The organism is Pectobacterium atrosepticum, assembly GCA_019056595.1.
GTDB lineage: Bacteria > Pseudomonadota > Gammaproteobacteria > Enterobacterales > Enterobacteriaceae > Pectobacterium > Pectobacterium atrosepticum.
The window spans coordinates 2,995,852-3,013,985 of record CP036163.1 but is presented as its reverse complement, the minus strand read 5'-3'; the positions used below and the strand labels follow the sequence as shown (position 1 = coordinate 3,013,985).

The following is an 18,134-nucleotide window of genomic DNA, read 5'->3' as shown; positions in this document are numbered from 1 at the left end:
AACTCTTAAGGAGAAAAAGTGATATATTTTATTGATTGGAATGACGATTATGAAAAAATAATGATATCTTATTTAAAAAAAGAAAACAACATTAAAGAAATGAGTGTTTTATCAAAATCACTTTATTCAATAAACAAGAAAATAAAAAAATATGAAATAGAAAATACTTGGTTATTAAAAAAATACATTCAATTTAAATATAGGGGGATTTCCAAAGATGACATATTGATATTTAAAGAATCTCTATTCTTCAAATATATAGACATAGCAAAACATTTAGAATGTAAAAAAATACTACTACTAAGAAGCAGTTTGCGAGAAAGTAAAGATGTAGATTTTGTTATCGCCAACAAAGTATTTAACAAAATCTATAGCTTCGATAAAGAAGATTGTAAAAAAGAAAAATTGGTCTATTTAAAGCAGTTCTTTCCATTTGGATTCAATGAAATTGAAAAGATAATAGAGAATATAAAACCACTACCTAAACAGTGTTTTTTCCTTGGAAGAGACAAGGGTAGAATAGAGGAAATAGAGCATATTGCTAAAAAACTAGAAGAAAAATCACAATTAATAAACTTTCACGTAGTTAAAGATAAAACTTCGTTAAAAAAATCAAAATATTACATAAGTAATTATTTAAGTTATGACGAAAATATAAGAAATGCATTAGCCTCTGAAGTCTTGATAGAGATAAACAGAGAAGGCCAGTCAGGACTTACTCTACGGGCATTAGAAGCAATTTTCTTTAAAAAAAAATTAATAACCAACAATGTAGATATAGAAAATTATGATTTCTATTCACCCAATCAAATTTTCATACTGGGGAAAAAATCTTTGGACAAAATAGATGACTTTTTAAATACGCCGTTTACCCCCGTAAAAGATTCTATATTGTATCAGTATAGCCCTGATGCAATGTTCAAAAAAATCATTGAAGATATTCGCTATCCAGAAAGATTATAGCCTTATCCTCACGAACCCGATAAAATCCCCCCAGCGATAACCGATAACAGTAGATCCTATGTTACAAACTCTCTACACCATCATCCTGTACCTCATCCAACCGTTGATTTGGCTTCGCCTGTGGCTTCGTGGCCGTAAGGCTCCGGCCTATCGTCGACGCTGGGCTGAACGCTACGGCTTTTGTGCAGAGAAGGTTAAACCAGACGGTATCATGCTGCATTCGGTGTCGGTGGGGGAAACGCTGGCCGCCATTCCCTTAGTGAGAGCGCTGCGCCATCGTTACCCCAATCTGCCGATTACAGTCACCACCATGACGCCAACCGGATCCGAGCGCGTGCGTTCAGCGTTTGGCGATACGGTCTACCACGTTTACCTGCCTTATGATTTACCCTGTGCCCTGAAGCGCTTTTTTGATCAGGTTCGTCCGAAAATCGTCATTATTATGGAAACCGAGCTGTGGCCAAACCTGATCGCAGAGCTGCATAAACGCGATATTCCACTGGTTATTGCAAATGCCCGGCTGTCCGAACGCTCTGCTGCGGGTTACAAAAAGATCGGGAAGCTAATGCGCCATATCTTGCAGCGCATTACCCTCGTCGCTGCACAGAATCAGGAAGATGGGAATCGATTTATTGATCTTGGTCTGAAGCGCTCCAGCCTGAAAGTAACCGGCAGCCTCAAATTTGATATCTCCGTGACGCCGGAACTGGCGGCTCGCGCCATTACATTACGCCGACAGTGGGCGCCACACCGTCCAGTATGGATAGCCACCAGTACGCACGAAGGTGAAGAAGCGATCGTTCTGGCTGCTCACCGACAGCTGCTTGCCACCTATCCTGACCTACTCCTCATTCTTGTGCCTCGCCATCCAGAACGTTTCGCCACCACGCAGGCGCTGACAGAAAATCTGAGATTCACCTACACGCTGCGCAGCAGCGGTGAACAGCCTCCCGCAAATACACAGGTCGTCATTGGGGACACCATGGGCGAGCTGATGCTGTTATACGGCATCGCCGATCTGGCTTTTGTCGGGGGGAGCTTGGTTGAACGCGGCGGACATAATCCGCTAGAAGCGGCAGCTCATGCGATCCCAGTATTGATGGGGCCACACACGTTCAATTTCAAAGATATCTGCAACAAACTCGATCAGGCCGACGGGCTGATTACCGTGACCGATGCAGACTCACTTGGAAAAGAAGTCGGGAAACTGCTCGCTGACGAAGACTATCGTCTTTACTATGGTCGACACGCCGTGGAAGTGTTACACCAAAACCAGGGCGCACTACAGATGCTGCTTACGCTACTGGAACCTTATTTGCCCCAGCGGACACAGTAAAGCAGTAGCTACCCAGACAGTGAATGAAGGGCTGACGTGATGACAACCAAAGCGATTTATCCTGGAACGTTCGATCCATTAACCAATGGTCATTTGGATTTGCTGACACGTGCATCACGCCTGTTCGACCATGTGGTGCTGGCCATCGCTGCCAGCCCGAGTAAGCATACGCTTTTCACTCTGGATGAACGCGTGGCGCTGGCAAAGGGTGCAACGCAGCATTTATCGAACGTCGAAGTGGTTGGTTTCAGCGATCTTATGGTGCACTTCGCACAACAGCAAAAAGCCAATATTCTTGTGCGTGGTTTGCGAGCTGTTGCCGATTTCGAATATGAACTCCAGCTCGCAAAAATGAATCACCACCTAATGCCTACGCTCGAAAGCGTTTTTCTGATGCCATCGGAAGAGTGGTCGTTTATTTCATCCTCTTTGGTTAAGGAAGTGGCTCGTCACGACGGTGACGTATCGCATTTCTTACCCGATGCCATCGTTAGTGCCTTGGCGGACAAACTATCAAAGAAGATGTAGGGGAATTATTTTTTCTTTGAATATAAATAAACCGTAAAATAAAAACGTAGGGAATACCAAAAATCATTAAATGTCCTCATTCCCTTGAATAAATTCCCGCCAATACCCGTAGAGATAAATTTTCTAGCTAGCTGTTGCCGGATAGCAGGCGATGATATCTTTTTACGCAAAAGCCCAAATAAATGGCGACTCTCTCGGTTGGCATGACGAGTTAACGCTTTATTTAAAGCAACGTTATCTTTGTTCTGAGCTGCGAGAGAAATCAGCCCCTGCATGATATCAATATAGCTGTTTGCTCTGCGTGCTATTTTCTCGACAGATGATGACTTTGTGATCGAATGAGCATTGCCAACTCGATAACCATAACCCATCTTTTCACAGAAACCGACCCGCTTGGCTACCAGTGCTAAATTCGCCGTCCATAGAATATCTTCATGCACCATATCTGGAATAAAGCTTAAATTATTCAATGAAATAATATCGTGACGAATGAGCTGCAACCAGGAAAAGTGGCACCATTCGTTATGTTTTACACCACGAATAACCCATTCATCACCGCTGATTACCTCACCCCATGGCTGTTTCGTCTGAATAGGTTCTTTTATTTCTTGTTCCGGGTTTTCATTAAACTTGAAACCATTACCTATCAAGAGATCGAGGCGTTGTTCCTCAGCTTTTCCCAGCCATGTCGATAGCGTATCTTTTTCCAACCAGTCATCGCCGTCAACAAATGCAATCCACTCCCCATTCGCGTGCCGAATCCCTGTATTTCTCGCTTCAGATAACCCCTTATTTTCCTGACTTACAATAATCAAATTCGTAGCCAATTTTCCTATCGCATTCAATTTCACAAGGCTGCCATCGGTGGAACCATCATTGACCGCAATAATTTCAAAAGAGACATTATCCTGAGCAAGCAATGACGAAAAAAGAGGATCGATGTACTCTTCGCAGTTATATATCGGAACAATGACGCTAATATCCACACGACTCATAGTGCCCTCTGAAAATTTTTATATTTAGGCTATAAAAACTGAAAAAGAAAAATAGGATTACTTCTGGCAGCGGCGACAGAAAAACGTGCTGCGCTGCCCATGCTTCGCGATTTCTATCGGCGTTCCGCATGTCCGACAAGGTTCACCGTTGCGGCCATAGACGCGTAACTCCTGCGCGAAATAACCGGGTTTGCCATCTGATTGCAAAAAGTCACGCAGCGTCGTGCCCCCTTGCTCAATCGAAAGCTGTAGCACCTGTTTAATCACGCCCACCAATACGGCGGCATCGTTTTCATTTAACGATCCAGCGGTTCTGTCAGGATGGATGCCCGCAGCAAACAGCGATTCGCTCGCGTAAATATTGCCTACGCCGACGACGACTTTGTTATCCATAATCCACTGTTTGATTGCCGTCTTTTTACCGCGTGAAGTCTGATAAAGATAATCTGCAGAAAATTCCGCCTCTAACGGTTCTGGCCCGAGATGCGCCAATACCGAGCAGGTTTCGAGATTATCTGTCCACAGCCAGGCACCAAAGCGCCGAGGATCGGTGTAACGCAGTACCTTACCGCTATCCATCACTAAATCAACGTGATCGTGTTTTTCCGGCTCGCTATACTCCGGCAACACCCGCAGGCTGCCAGACATGCCGAGATGCACAATAATCCAGCCACGAGTCAGCTCAATCAGCAGATATTTTGCCCGCCGACGCACACTTAGCACCGGCTCATCACTCAGCGAAAGAATCTCAGCCGATACCGGCCAGCGCAGGCGTGAGTTTCTCACTTCAGCATAAAGAATGGTGTGGCCGATAAGATACGGTGAAATCCCACGACGGCTGGTTTCAACCTCAGGTAATTCAGGCATGTGCGTCTCCTGATAAAGGTAGCTACATTAGCATAAACAGCAGGATACCATCAGTGACAGCCCGCAAGACAGGGGATGCAGCAGGAAACAAGGCAACGGCTAGCCTATTTTACCCGCAGTATTTAACACAAAGCAGTTAAAAAAAATCGACATCTGGCTGGCATATGGCGAAAAAAAACCCGACCAAGGCCGGGTTTTTATCAAGAAGCAGAAATTACTTAATTTTAGCTTCTTTGTAGAGAACGTGCTGACGGACAACTGGATCGAATTTCTTCAATTCCAATTTTTCCGGCTTAGTACGTTTGTTCTTCGTAGTGGTATAGAAGTGACCAGTACCAGCAGAAGAAACAAGCTTGATCTTCTCGCGAACACCCTTAGCCATGATTCAGTTCCTTAATACTTTTCACCACGGGCACGCAGATCGGCCAAAACCGTCTCAATACCCTTCTTGTCGATAACACGCATACCTTTCGCAGATACGCGCAGCGTTACAAAGCGTTTTTCACCTTCAACCCAAAAACGGTGTGAGTGCAGGTTCGGCAGAAAACGGCGTTTGGTCGCATTCATTGCGTGGGAACGGTTATTACCGGCCACCGGACGCTTGCCAGTAACTTGGCAGACTCGGGACATGTCTATTCTCCAAAAATCAAATCAGCTCGAGCTTCGTATAGGGTTTGGCCGCCTCGTCAGGCTTTAGAGCCCATCTCAGCAACTTCACTGAAAAGACTCTGTCATCAGGATAAACCTGCTGAGATAGGCTCTTAACGCCACACCCAAGATTCTCAAAGGTGGCGTAGTATACGCTCTGAAGCGTAAGTGCTCAAGTCCCGAACAGCTAAAGATCCCATTGGATCGCGGAAATATCTGTCAAATCCAGCCGCGCTCGGCAAAAGAAACGTATTCGCCATGCCCAATAACCAAATGATCGAGCACGCGGATCTCCATTAACAGACAGGCTTTGACAATCTGTTCGGTTATCGCACGGTCAGCCTGACTCGGCTCCGCTTTTCCCGACGGGTGATTATGCGCCAAAATCAGCGCAGCGGCATTCGCCTTTAGCGCTTCACGCACAATTTCACGCGGGTGTACTTCTACGCTGTTAATCGTACCAACAAACATCTCCTGATGGCGAATAACGTGATGCTGATTATCCAAAAACAGGACTAAAAAAACCTCGCGCTCACGTCGCGACAGTAGCAACTGCAAATATTGACCAGTCGCTTCTGGGTTTAGCATCGCATCCTCTTTCGCCAGGCGGGAGAAAAACAACCGCCGCGACAGCTCTGCGATCGCCTTGATTTGCGTATATTTTGATATTCCCACCCCTCTGGCGTTATGGAACGCGGACTGCTCGGCCGTCATCAGTTGATATAACGACCCAAACTGCGCCAACAAATTCTCTGCCAACTGCATCACATGCACACCGGGCAACCCTGTGCGTAAAAAAATCGCCAACAGTTCGGCATCCGTCAGTGATTCCGCGCCTAAACGCACCAGTTTTTCACGCGGTGCCAATCCCTTTTCCCAACCCATCAGCCTCTCCCTGTACCACTCGACGGCATCATGTCACGCCCGAAAAAATAGGACGATATCGGTGATAAAAGGCTGCGAAGCGCCTCGCAATCTTCTCAAGGAAACCACAGCAACGACCTTAAGATTCCTATCTGCCCTCAAGGTTATGGTAAAATGACGACTCTTCTGACTTTCAATCGGACCATGATGATGACGGAATTTTCCAGCCTGAATGCACTCTCCGGCAAACGAATCGTGCTGGGTATCAGCGGCGGTATCGCGGCGTACAAGTGCCCGGAACTGGTGCGGCGCCTGCGCGATGGCGGAGCCGACGTACGGGTTGTCATGACATCTGCCGCTAAAGCTTTCATCACTCCACTGACGCTACAAGCCGTCTCTGGCTACCCGGTCTCGGACGATCTGCTTGACCCAGCAGCAGAAGCCTCAATGGGTCACATTGAGTTAGGGAAATGGGCTGATTTAGTCATTCTTGCCCCGGCTACCGCCGATCTGATCGCTCGAGTCGCCGCGGGCATGGCGAACGACCTGCTGAGCACTATTTGTCTGGCAACATCCGCCCCTATCGCCGTTGTCCCTGCGATGAATCAGCAGATGTATCGCGCAGAGCCCACGCAGGACAATCTGCGCACGCTGGCAGCTCGAGGTTTACCTATTTGGGGGCCGGATAGCGGCAGTCAGGCGTGTGGCGATGTTGGACCAGGCCGTATGATCGACCCAATGGACATTGTCGGGCTAGCGCAGCGTCATTTTTCTGCCATCAACGATCTGCAACATCTGAACATTCTGGTCACCGCTGGGCCGACGAGGGAAGCGCTGGACCCAGTTCGCTTCATCACTAACCACAGCTCTGGGAAAATGGGCTTTGCTATCGCGCAGGCCGCTGCCGCTCGTGGTGCTAACGTCACACTGGTAAGCGGCCCAGTCTCGCTTGATACACCGCAGGGCGTCACGCGTATTGATGTCGGCAGCGCGCTGGAGATGGAGCTCGCGGTGATGGAACACGCGGCACAGCAGCACATTGTTATCGGCTGTGCTGCGGTTGCAGACTATCGCGCCAAACACATCGCTGACGAAAAGATTAAAAAACAGAATCAGCAGGGTGATGAAATGACTCTCACTCTGGTCAAAAATCCAGATATTATCGCCGGTGTCGCAGCGATGACGAAAAATCGTCCTTATGTTGTCGGGTTTGCTGCCGAAACCCAGAATGTGGAAGAATACGCCCGGCAAAAACTGGCGCGTAAAAAGCTGGACCTGATTTGCGCGAACAACGTCTCTCTTTCCGGGCATGGTTTTAACAGTGAAACCAATGCATTACACCTTTTTTGGCAAGGTGGGAACACGCCGTTGCCGCAGTGCGACAAGCGTCTTCTTGGCCAAAAATTAATCGACGAGATTATCAGCCGTTATGATGAAAAAAATCGACGTTAAGATTGTTGACCCACGCGTTGGGCAGCAATTTCCGTTACCAACCTATGCCACACCGGGTTCTGCCGGGCTCGATCTGCGTGCCTGTCTGGATCAGGCAATTGAACTTAAAGCAGGGGAAACGACCCTGATCCCAACCGGGCTGGCAATTCACATTGCCGATACCGGACTGGCAGCGGTTATTCTGCCTCGTTCTGGGCTGGGCCATAAGCACGGCGTAGTGCTGGGGAATCTGGTTGGGCTGATTGATTCGGACTACCAGGGGCAACTGATGGTTTCCGTTTGGAACCGTGGCCAACAAACGTTTACGGTTGAACCGGGCGAGCGCATCGCACAGATGGTTTTTGTGCCCGTCGTTCAGGCCGAATTCAATCTGGTCGAAGATTTCGTCGGCAGTGAACGTGGAGAAGGCGGCTTCGGCCACTCTGGCCGTAGCTAACGCGCTCCAGCCACCCCATAGTGTAAAAAATTCATATAAGCCACAGCGCCTATCTATCCAAAAGGAAATGGCGACTGTGGCGCTACCGGGTGCTTGTCAGTCAAATATTTAGCAAGGGTCTTTTCAGACATGGCAGAAAAAGAAAATACGAAAAGGAATCGCCGCGAGGAAATTTTGCAGGCGCTGGCGCAAATGCTGGAATCCAGCGACGGTAGCCAACGCATTACCACGGCAAAACTGGCTGCGAACGTCGGCGTGTCCGAAGCAGCGCTCTACCGGCATTTCCCCAGTAAAACGCGGATGTTTGATAGCCTGATTGAATTTATTGAGGATAGCCTGACCACCCGCATTAACCTGATTCTGCAAGATGAAAAAGAAACGTTTAATCGTCTTCGTCTGATTTTGCTGCTTATTTTAGGATTTGCGGAACGGAACCCGGGTCTGACTCGGATAATGACCGGTCACGCGCTGATGTTTGAACAGGATCGCTTGCAGGGGCGTATTAACCAGCTGTTTGAGCGTATTGAATCACAGCTGCGTCAGGTATTGCGCGAACATAAGCTACGCGACGGAAAAGGTTTCCAGCATGATGAAACGCTGCTGGCCAGTCAGCTGTTAGCGTTTTGCGAAGGGATGCTGTCGCGCTTCGTTCGCTCTGAATTCCGCTATCGTCCGACGCAAGAATTCGATACCCGCTGGCCGCTGTTGGCCGCACAGTTGAACTAAACGCCGCTTATTACCAACAAAGGTTCCCGCCAAACATGTCTGGCGGGAACCTATTCACAAATTAAATCCCGTACTGTTCACGATAGGCTTTCACCGCATCAAGATGCGCCGCCATCTCTGGTTTTTCTGCCAGATAGGCGATCAAATCCGTCAACGTAATAATCGAAATCACCTTGCACTGATAGTCGCGTTCAACTTCCTGAATCGCAGACAGATCGGCACGACCGCGTTCCTGACGATCCAGTGCAATCATCACACCCGCCAGCGTTGCACCATGGGCACCGATGATTTCCATCGATTCGCGAATCGCCGTCCCCGCCGTAATCACGTCATCTACCAGCATCACACGGCCCTGCAATGGGCTGCCGACCAAACTGCCGCCTTCGCCATGATCTTTGGCTTCTTTGCGGTTAAAGCAGTAAGGCAGGTCTCGATCGTGGTGTTCTGCCAGCGCTACCGCTGCGGTAGTGGCAATCGGAATGCCTTTGTAAGCCGGCCCGAACAGCAGATCGAACTCAACACCGGAATCAACCAAGGCTGCCGCATAAAAGCGCCCTAGTAAGGCCAGATCGCGCCCGGTATTAAACAGCCCGGCGTTAAAGAAATAGGGACTGATACGCCCTGATTTCAGGGTAAACTCGCCGAACTTCAATACCTGTTTGCTGAGTGCAAACTCAATAAACTGGCGCTGGTAGGCTTTCATTACGGCATCTCCTCGTCTTACGGGTTAATCACGTTGTTGACCATTATATATACCCTAAATAATTCGAGTTGCAGGACAAAAACGGCAAGGCGTTTTTGAACGCCGCTTGCGGCGGCCTGCTAGGGCGAGGCTCAAGATGGGCCGAGTATCGCCAACGCACATGCAGCTTGAAGTATTACGGGTATAAAAAAGCGACCATTTGGTCGCTTATCAGAATCAATCGGCTAAGGCAGCTTTCTGTGCCTGAACGATGGTATCGATTCCCCCTCGGGCTAGCGCCAGCAGGGTGAGTAATTCTTCGTGGCTGAACGGCTCGCCTTCGGCCGTCCCCTGCACTTCAATCATGCGGCCATCTTCGGTCATGACCACATTCATGTCGGTTTCAGCAGCGGAATCTTCCACGTATTCCAGATCGCACAGCGCTTCGCCCTTAACGATGCCGACAGAAACCGCCGCGACCATGCCTTTCATCGGGTTCTTTTTCAGCTTACCGTTGGCAACCATCTGATTCAGCGCATCCGCCAGAGCGACACAAGCACCGGTAATGGACGCCGTACGCGTGCCGCCGTCTGCCTGCAAGACATCGCAGTCGAGCGTAATGGTGTATTCGCCAAGCACTTTCAGGTCGATTGCCGCACGTAGGGAACGTGCAATCAGGCGCTGAATCTCCAGCGTCCGCCCGCCCTGCTTGCCTTTAGCCGCTTCACGCGCGTTACGGCTGTGCGTCGCACGTGGCAGCATGCCGTATTCGGCGGTGACCCATCCTTGCCCCTGGCCTTTCAGAAAGCGCGGAACACCCTCTTCTACCGTGGCATTGCATAACACTTTGGTGTCGCCAAACTCGACCAAAACGGAACCTTCGGCGTGTTTCGTGTAATGACGGGTGAATGTAAGGGGGCGTACTTGCTGTGCACTTCGGCCTGTTGGGCGCATGGCTCATCTCCGGTGGGTCAATGAAAACTGGCGCACATTATACGGTCTTCGCGGCGCGCTGCCTAATCTTACCCTGCGCCAGTATCGATAATTTCGCAACGCCAGCGGTTAATTATTCACCAGCCATACCTTATCCTTATGCTATAACCTCAGGTTATACCCTACTCATAAACAAGTATTCGTCAGTTATGATGCATCATGAAATAGTCCATTCATCCCTTGAGCGTGAATGAGAAAAAATCATGATGCGGCATATGCAAATTGAAACCGTCAATCTGCCACTAGCCCGTCCTATGGCGGCTGAGAACGGTACGCGTGACGCGGTTACCGTTATTCGCGTCACACTGGAAGAAAAAGGATTTATTGGACAAGGCGAGTGTACGCCAGCCGCACATTATGGCGAGTCCGCCGACAGCGTATGCCGCCAGCTCTCTGCGATCCGTGAGGCAATAGAAAACGGCCTCACCATCGAACAACTCCAACAGAATTTATCGCCAGGTGCAGCCAGAAATGCGCTGGACTGCGCACTGTGGCGGCTCAACACCACCTTGGAAAAGCAAACGCTGTGGCAGCGCGTTGGCATCCATCCCCCCACGTCTGTGGTCTGTGCGCAAACGTTGGCGCTCGACAGCGTGGAGAAAATGGCCACCGCCGCGTCCAATGCTGTTTCCCACGGCGCACTGCTGCTGAAAATCAAACTGGATCGCGAACTGATTCTGGAAAAGGTCGCCGCTATTCGCGCCGCCGCGCCCAATGCCAGATTGATTATCGATGCAAGAGCAAGCTGGAGCGGGCTGGATTTGCATAGCCTATCCACTGCGCTGCTGCCTTATCAGGTCGCGATGATTGAGCAACCGCTTCCGGTCGGTAAGGACGAGGATTTGCAGCGTTTCGCCCACCCTATTCCTATCTGTGCGGATGAAAGCTGCCGCCACAGCAGTGATATCGTCGGGTTACGCCGTCGTTACGACATGATCAACATCAAGCTGGACAAGTGCGGCGGGTTGACCGAAGCACTGGCGATGGTACGTGAGGCCCACTTTCACGGCCTGCGCATTATGGTTGGCTGCACGCTGGGCTCATCGATGGCAATGGAAGCCGCGCTGCCGGTTGCAGCGGACGCCGAGCATGTCGATCTCGATGGCCCGATCTGGCTGGCCGCCGATAGCTCACCTTATCTGACCTATAACCTCGGCCGAATCTGGCTATGACGCTCTCAACCGAAGCAACCCTACTACCCTCAACCGGAGTGACCATGACGGATATCATGCACGCGGGTGCCGCCACAGCACCCGGTAACGCCCCCCGACCTGTACTGGAAATCGACGACCTGAGCGTCAGCTTTAGCGGCCGTTCCGGTACCCATCAAGCGCTAAAAGGCATTTCTTTTACCGTTAATAAAGGGGAAGTGGTCGCCGTGGTCGGCGAAAGTGGTTCAGGTAAATCCGTGACGTCGCTTGCCGTGATGGGGCTGCTGGCGGACTCTGCCAACATCGAACGCGGCGCACTCCGTTTCACCGCACGCGACGGCAAGCAGCATGACCTGTTGAGCATGAAAGCGGAAGCGCGTCGGAAGCTGCGCGGTCGCGATCTCGCCATGATTTTCCAAGAGCCGATGACGTCACTGAATCCGGTGCTGAAAGTCGGCGATCAGCTCACGGAAGCCCTGCTTGACCACAAAATCTGTGATGCCGCCAGCGCAGACAAAAAAGCGCGTGAGTTGCTACATAAAGTGCGTATTGCTGACGTCGATCGCGTGATGAAAAGCTACCCGCACTCGCTGTCCGGCGGGATGCGCCAGCGTGTGATGATTGCTCAGGCGCTGGCCTGCGATCCACAACTGTTGATTGCCGATGAACCCACCACCGCGCTGGATGTCACCGTGCAGGCTCGCATTCTGCAAATTCTGCGTGACCTGCAACAGCAGAGCGACATGTCAGTACTGTTTATCACCCACGATATGGGCGTGGTCGCGGAAATCGCCGACCGCGTAGTGGTGATGTATCGCGGCGAGATCGTAGAGCAAGGCTCTGTTGAACAGATTTTCGCTGCACCGCAACATCCTTATACCCAGTCGCTGCTGGCCGCCGTACCGAAACTGGGCGACATGCGCGATAGCCTCTGGCCGAAGCGCTTCCCTCTGCTAGGAAAGGCTGCCGACCCAGAAGATAGTGAGCAGGTCACCGCGCGTTATGATGCCGAGCCGCTGTTAGATATTCGCGGGCTGAGCGTGTATTACCCCATGCGTAGCGGGATTTTCTCCACCATCACCCATCACGTTCATGCGGTAGAACAGATCGATTTCAACGTCTGGCCGGGCGAAACGCTGGCTATCGTTGGCGAAAGCGGCTGCGGCAAATCCACCACCGGACGCGCCCTGCTGCGTCTGGTACAGAGCGAAGCCGAGAGCATTCATTTTCAGGGCAACGAAATTTCTCAGATGAAAGAGCGTGATTTCCAGCCGCTACGTCGGGAAATGCAGATGGTGTTTCAAGACCCCTACGCTTCGCTCAATCCACGTCTGACGGTCGGCTTCACCATCGCCGAACCACTGCTGCTGCACGGGCTGGTGAAATCGCTGGAAGAGGCGACACCGCAAGTACAGGCGCTGTTAAAAAGCGTCGGTCTGCTGCCTGAGCACGCACGTCGTTATCCACACGAGTTTTCCGGCGGACAACGTCAGCGTATCGCGATTGCCCGAGCGATGGCGTTGCAGCCGCAGGTCATCATTGCTGACGAAGCCGTTTCGGCGCTCGATGTGTCGATTCAGGCACAGGTCGTCAACCTGATGATGGATCTTCAGAAGAAAACCGGTGTGTCGTGGATTTTCATCTCGCACGATATGGCGGTAGTCGAGCGCATTGCCAACCGCGTGGCGGTGATGTACCTCGGCCAGATTGTGGAAATCGGCCCGCGCCAGTCCGTGTTTAACGATCCACAGCATCCGTACACTCGCCGCCTGTTGGCCTCGGTCCCGATTGCCGATCCAACCCGTCGCGGCACACGCCAGTTTGACGACAGCGAAATCCCCTCCCCCTTGCGTAAAGCAGGCGAGGTCGTCGCCAAAACGCGCTACCGAGAGGTTGCGCCGCAGCACTGGGTCGCCGACAACGAATCGGCTGCCTGAAACACAACACATTCATAAACACAACACACGTTCATTGCTGACCAGGAGAGATAACCATGAAGCCATTCGTTCGCCGCTCCGCCGTTGCCCTCGGGCTCTCACTGTGTCTGGCTGCTGTTGCCCAGGCGCAAGACCTTCGTATTTCCATCTATGCCGATATCACCGGGCTCGACCCGCACGACACCTCGGACACGCTGAGCTACTCCATTCAGAGCGGCATCTTCGAGCGTCTGTTCCAGTTCGATAACAAAATGAAGCTGGTGCCACGTCTGGCGACAGGCTATACCAGCAACGACGCCGCCACCGAGTTTGTCATTACGCTGCGTGAAGGCATCACCTTCCAGGACGGCGCCCCCTTCAACGCCGACGCCGTTAAAGCCAACCTCGACCGTCTGGCCGATCAGAGCAAAGGCTTAAAACGCAACAGCCTGTTTAACATGGTGCAAACCGTCACCGTGCTGTCGCCAACACAGGTTAAAATCGAGCTGAACAAATCCTTCGGTGCCTTTGTGAACACGCTGGCGCACCCGTCTGCTGTTATGCACAGCCCGGAAGCACTGAAGAAATATCCAGATGAAGCACAGCTGCGCGTACATCCAGTCGGTACTGGCCCGTTCAAGTTCACCGAATGGCAGCAGGGTAAAGACGTGAAGCTGGTGAAATTCGACAATTACTGGCAGAAAGGCTGGCCGAAAGTCGACAGCGTGACCTTCTACCCGACGCCAGAAGATTCCACTCGCGTGGCGTCCCTGAAATCAGGCCAGGTCGATGCCGTGTATCCGCTGCCTTCTGACCTGATCGGCACCGTACAAAACGACAGCAAACTGGCGATTCAGCGCGACCCAAGTATTTATCAGTTCTGGCTGGCAATGAACAACCTGCGCCCGCCGCTGAACGATATCCGCGTGCGTCAGGCACTTAACTACGCCATCAACCGCGATATCTGGTTGAAAGTCGGCTTTGCAGGTATGGGCGTTCCTGCCTCTTCAGCGATGGCACCGGACGTGCAGTTCTTCGCCCGCCAGAGCTCGCCGAACTACACCTATAACCCAGAAAAAGCCAAGGCACTGCTGAAAGAAGCGGGCTACGCCAACGGCCTGAGCCTGAAACTGTGGACGACGAACCGTACCGACTACATCCGTAGCGCGCAGTTCTTCAAACAGCAGTTAGAACAGGTCGGCATCAAGGTTACCGTTACCCCGATGGATTCCGGGATGCGTAACGCCAAGCTGTTTGGCGTGAAAGATCCAAAAGAAGCTGAATTTGACCTGTTCTATAACGGCTGGTCGCCATCTACGGGCGATGCTGACTGGGCGCTGCGTCCACTGTTCGCTACAGAGTCTTGGGTTCCGGTTGCTTACAACGTTTCCTACTACAGCAATCCGGTCACGGATAAAGCGATTACCGCTGGGTTGGCGACTGCTGATACAGACAAACGTGCCGCCGCTTACGCTGATGCACAGCGCCAGATTTGGCAGGATGCGCCGGTGGTCTTCCTGGGTTCGCCGGACAACGTGGTCGGCAAAACCAAGAACCTCGACGGCGTATACATGCTGGCAGACGGTTCACTGATCTTCGATCAGGCTGAATTTAAGTAATCGGTCAGGGAGAACGCCATGTTTGCTTATATCGTCCGACGTTTGCTGGAAATGATCCCGGTTCTGCTGGTGGTCTCCCTGTTAGTGTTCGGTTTTATCAAACTGCTGCCGGGTGATCCGGCACGCATTTACGCTGGTGCTGACGCGACTATTGAGGCGGTGGAAACCGCCCGTCAGCAATTAGGGTTGAACGATCCGCTGCCGCAGCAATATGTCCATTGGCTCGGCGGCCTGTTCAGCGGCGATCTGGGTGTAACGTATCGTACCCAGCAGCCAGTCATCGACGTCATCAGCAAGAGTTTCATGCCCACCATGTGGCTGGCGCTGGCGGGCTTTGTCTGGTCAGTCCTGCTCGGCCTGCTGATCGGCGTGGTTTCCGCGCTCAAGCGGGGAAAATGGCAGGACTGGACGCTAATGAGCTTCGCAGTCGGCGGGATTTCCATGCCGCCGTTCTGGCTCGGCCTGTTGCTGATTCAGTTTGTCGCCATGCCGTTCGGCGTCTTCTCCGTCAGCGGCTTTAATCAGCCCAGCGACATTATTCTGCCTGCGCTGACGCTCGGGGCATCGGTAGCCGCCGTCATGGCACGTTTTACCCGCTCCGCGTTTCTGGAAGTCGCACAAGAAGACTACGTGCGCACCGCTCGCTCCAAGGGGCTGCGCAATCGGCTGGTCACCTGGAAGCACGTGATGCGGAACGCGCTGATCCCGGTTATCACCATGCTCGGGCTGCAATTCGGCTTCCTGCTTGGTGGCTCCATCGTGGTCGAAAGCGTGTTTAGCTGGCCGGGACTGGGCTGGCTGCTGATTGAATCGATCAAGACGCAGGATCAGCCGGTCATGCAGGCGCTGGTGATGCTGTTCGTGTTTGAATTTATTGTCATTAACCTGTTGGTGGACCTGCTGTACGCGGTGGTCAATCCGGCGATTCGCCTACGTTAGGAGACACGATGAACCTCCCTTCCGATCCCGTCGTGGCCGTTGCCACGCTTGATGAAGAAACGATACGGTCGCCGTGGCGCGATTTCGTTCAGGTCTTTATCCGTAACCCGATGGCGCTGGTTTCCAGCGGCTTCGTTCTGCTGCTAGTGCTGGTCGCGGTTTTCGCCCCTTGGCTAGCACCGTGGAACCCGATGGAACCCGACTGGATGGCGTTAGCATCACCGCCTTCGTCAGCACACTGGATGGGCACCGACGATCTCGGGCGCGATGTGATGAGTCGTATCATCTACGGCGCTCGCATCTCGTTATATATCGGTGTTTTCTCCGTCACGCTGGGAATGCTGGTCGGTATCGTACTCGGCCTGCTGGCGGGGTACTACGGCCGCTGGGTGGATACGCTGATCATGCGCGGTTCCGACGTGCTGTTCGCCTTCCCCGGTATGCTGCTGGCAATTGCGGTCGTCGCGATCCTCGGTCCTGGCCTGAATAACGTGATTATCGCCGTGGCAGTTTTCAGCGTGCCGGTCTTCGCTCGCATCGTGCGTGCCTCCACCCTGTCGCTGAAACAGGCGGCCTATGTAGAAGCAGTACGCTGCGCCGGTGCACCGGATCGCATCGTACTGATGCGCCACATCCTGCCCGGCACGCTGCCTAACGTGATCGTCTATTTCACCATGCGTATCGGCACCAGCATCCTGACTGCGGCAGGGCTGAGCTTCATCGGTCTTGGTCCAGAGCCGGACGTGCCGGAATGGGGCAATATTCTGGCGATGAGCCGCAGCCTGATGATGGCGGGCGCGTGGCACGTTAGCGTGTTCCCCGGTCTGGCGATTTTCTTCACCGTGCTGGCGTTTAACCTGCTCGGGGATGCGCTGCGTGATACGCTCGATCCCAAACTGAAAAGCTGAGGACGGCAATGCACCGCGATCACCAGATGAAAGACTATCACCAGCAGCAGCAAGCGCTGGTGCTACAACGCTGGAAAACGACGCGGCAACTGGGTACGCCGCGCTCGGCCAGCGGGCCGCATAACAGCATCAGCGATGTGGCAGGCGTGCGAGTCGGCCACTGCACGCTGGCAGCGGGGGAAGTACAAACCGGCGTGACCGCGATTGTGCCGCCCGGCGAGAACCTGTTCACCCAGCCCCTGCCCTGCGGCGCGGCGGTGCTGAACGGCTTCGCCAAACCCGTCGGACTGGTGCAGATTGAGGAGTTGGGGCTGCTGCAAACACCTATCCTGCTCAGCAACACGCTGGCAACCGGCACGTTGTTTACCACGCTGGTACGCGACACGATTTCCCGCAATCCTGAACTGGGCCGCACGTTGCCGACAGTTAACCCGCTGGCGCTGGAGTGCAACGACGGCTGGCTGAACGACATTCAGGCGCTGGCTGTGACGGAACACATGGCGCGGCACGCACTGGATAGCGCAACGGATAACTTCGCACGCGGCAGCGTCGGTGCTGGACGTGGCATGAGTTGCTTTAGTCTGAAAGGCGGTATCGGCACAACATCACGTCTGATTCCCGAATTAAACGCCACGCTCGGCGTACTGGTGCTGGCAAACTTCGGCACACTTTCCGCGCTGACGCTGGACGGCGTACAGATGGGAGACGCCATCGCACCCATTCTGCCAGAGCTCGCACCGCAGCAGGATGCGGGATCGATCATCATTATCATGGCGACAGATGCACCGCTCGATGCCCGCCAGCTCAAGCGCATCGCCAAACGTGCGGGTGCGGGACTGGGACGACTCGGCAGCTACTGGGGACACGGTTCCGGCGACATCGCCGTGGCGTTCTCCACCTGCCCACAACCGCAACCGCCGGAGGATGCGCAGCTTGAACCGCTGTTAAGCGCCGCCGCCGATGCGACCGAACACGCCGTGCTCGACGCCATGCTTCAGGCAGACGCCGTCACCGGTTTTCGCGGCCATCATCGCCCGACGCTACCACAGGCGTTGGATAAGCTAGCCGCGACTTTCTCTTCTGTAGGTCATTCTCCCGTAGGAAACTGATT

The 18,134-nt window shown here is 52.7% G+C and carries 19 protein-coding genes; 12 read left to right on the top strand and 7 right to left on the bottom strand.

Annotated elements, in window-relative coordinates; all coding sequences use genetic code 11:
- The first annotated feature begins 18 nt into the window (after positions 1-18).
- Genes DCX48_14340 through DCX48_14330 form a run of 3 tightly spaced genes read left to right on the top strand, consistent with a single transcriptional unit; the run spans position 19 to position 2,827 of the window.
- A complete protein-coding gene (locus tag DCX48_14340; protein ID QXE15595.1) occupies positions 19-963 on the top strand; it encodes a lipopolysaccharide biosynthesis protein in 945 nt (314 codons plus the stop codon).
- Between the two features lie 58 nt (positions 964-1,021).
- Complete coding sequence (locus DCX48_14335) at positions 1,022-2,299, top strand: 3-deoxy-D-manno-octulosonic acid transferase (GenBank protein ID QXE15594.1); 1,278 nt, start codon at positions 1,022-1,024, stop codon at positions 2,297-2,299.
- A 39-nt stretch (positions 2,300-2,338) separates the two neighbouring features.
- Entirely contained in the window at positions 2,339-2,827 is a 489-nt protein-coding gene (locus tag DCX48_14330; protein ID QXE17258.1) for a pantetheine-phosphate adenylyltransferase, read from the top strand.
- 5 nt (positions 2,828-2,832) lie between these two features.
- Here the strand turns inward: DCX48_14330 and DCX48_14325 are convergent, their stop codons facing one another.
- From DCX48_14325 to DCX48_14305, 5 genes are all read right to left on the bottom strand, one after another.
- Positions 2,833-3,822, bottom strand: a complete 990-nt coding sequence (locus DCX48_14325) for a glycosyltransferase (GenBank protein QXE15593.1) — start codon at positions 3,820-3,822, stop codon at positions 2,833-2,835.
- Between the two features lie 57 nt (positions 3,823-3,879).
- Positions 3,880-4,689, bottom strand: coding sequence for a bifunctional DNA-formamidopyrimidine glycosylase/DNA-(apurinic or apyrimidinic site) lyase (mutM, locus tag DCX48_14320; protein ID QXE15592.1), 810 nt, complete (start codon positions 4,687-4,689; stop codon positions 3,880-3,882).
- 214 nt (positions 4,690-4,903) lie between these two features.
- Positions 4,904-5,071, bottom strand: coding sequence for a 50S ribosomal protein L33 (gene rpmG / locus DCX48_14315; protein QXE15591.1), 168 nt, complete (start codon positions 5,069-5,071; stop codon positions 4,904-4,906).
- Positions 5,072-5,082: 11 nt separating this feature from the next.
- Complete coding sequence (locus DCX48_14310; GenBank protein QXE15590.1) at positions 5,083-5,319, bottom strand: 50S ribosomal protein L28; 237 nt, start codon at positions 5,317-5,319, stop codon at positions 5,083-5,085.
- A gap of 237 nt (positions 5,320-5,556) precedes the next feature.
- Positions 5,557-6,222 (bottom strand): JAB domain-containing protein, encoded by a 666-nt coding sequence (locus DCX48_14305; protein QXE15589.1) that lies wholly within the window; start codon positions 6,220-6,222, stop codon positions 5,557-5,559.
- 189 nt (positions 6,223-6,411) lie between these two features.
- Here DCX48_14305 and coaBC point away from each other — a divergent pair, with 189 nt between their 5' ends.
- The 3 genes from coaBC (at position 6,412) to slmA (ending at position 8,815) form a co-directional block, all read left to right on the top strand.
- A complete protein-coding gene (gene coaBC / locus DCX48_14300; protein ID QXE17257.1) occupies positions 6,412-7,653 on the top strand; it encodes a bifunctional phosphopantothenoylcysteine decarboxylase/phosphopantothenate--cysteine ligase CoaBC in 1,242 nt (413 codons plus the stop codon).
- The gene (locus DCX48_14295) at positions 7,634-8,089 is read left to right on the top strand and encodes a dUTP diphosphatase (GenBank protein QXE17256.1); all 456 of its coding nucleotides are present in this window, start codon (positions 7,634-7,636) and stop codon (positions 8,087-8,089) included. Before coaBC ends, DCX48_14295 begins: the two co-directional genes overlap by 20 nt.
- 129 nt (positions 8,090-8,218) lie before the next feature.
- On the top strand, positions 8,219-8,815 hold the full coding sequence (slmA, locus tag DCX48_14290; GenBank protein QXE15588.1) for a nucleoid occlusion factor SlmA: 597 nt from the start codon (positions 8,219-8,221) through the stop codon (positions 8,813-8,815).
- A gap of 61 nt (positions 8,816-8,876) precedes the next feature.
- Here slmA and DCX48_14285 read toward each other — a convergent pair whose 3' ends face one another.
- The gene (locus DCX48_14285; GenBank protein ID QXE15587.1) at positions 8,877-9,518 is read right to left on the bottom strand and encodes an orotate phosphoribosyltransferase; all 642 of its coding nucleotides are present in this window, start codon (positions 9,516-9,518) and stop codon (positions 8,877-8,879) included.
- A 216-nt stretch (positions 9,519-9,734) separates the two neighbouring features.
- Entirely contained in the window at positions 9,735-10,451 is a 717-nt protein-coding gene (locus DCX48_14280; protein QXE15586.1) for a ribonuclease PH, read from the bottom strand.
- A 242-nt stretch (positions 10,452-10,693) separates the two neighbouring features.
- Between DCX48_14280 and DCX48_14275 the strand changes: the two genes are divergently transcribed.
- Genes DCX48_14275 through DCX48_14250 form a run of 6 tightly spaced genes read left to right on the top strand, consistent with a single transcriptional unit; the run spans position 10,694 to position 18,132 of the window.
- Positions 10,694-11,662: an L-Ala-D/L-Glu epimerase gene (locus DCX48_14275; GenBank protein QXE15585.1), complete on the top strand. Its 969-nt coding sequence runs from the start codon at positions 10,694-10,696 to the stop codon at positions 11,660-11,662.
- A gap of 44 nt (positions 11,663-11,706) precedes the next feature.
- The gene (locus DCX48_14270; GenBank protein ID QXE15584.1) at positions 11,707-13,578 is read left to right on the top strand and encodes an ABC transporter ATP-binding protein; all 1,872 of its coding nucleotides are present in this window, start codon (positions 11,707-11,709) and stop codon (positions 13,576-13,578) included.
- A gap of 56 nt (positions 13,579-13,634) precedes the next feature.
- Positions 13,635-15,176: a glutathione ABC transporter substrate-binding protein gene (locus DCX48_14265; GenBank protein QXE15583.1), complete on the top strand. Its 1,542-nt coding sequence runs from the start codon at positions 13,635-13,637 to the stop codon at positions 15,174-15,176.
- An 18-nt stretch (positions 15,177-15,194) separates the two neighbouring features.
- Positions 15,195-16,115 (top strand): ABC transporter permease subunit, encoded by a 921-nt coding sequence (locus DCX48_14260; GenBank protein ID QXE15582.1) that lies wholly within the window; start codon positions 15,195-15,197, stop codon positions 16,113-16,115.
- An 8-nt stretch (positions 16,116-16,123) separates the two neighbouring features.
- A complete protein-coding gene (locus DCX48_14255) occupies positions 16,124-17,023 on the top strand; it encodes an ABC transporter permease subunit (protein ID QXE15581.1) in 900 nt (299 codons plus the stop codon).
- Between the two features lie 26 nt (positions 17,024-17,049).
- A complete protein-coding gene (locus DCX48_14250) occupies positions 17,050-18,132 on the top strand; it encodes a S58 family peptidase (protein QXE17255.1) in 1,083 nt (360 codons plus the stop codon).
- Positions 18,133-18,134: the final 2 nt, after the last annotated feature.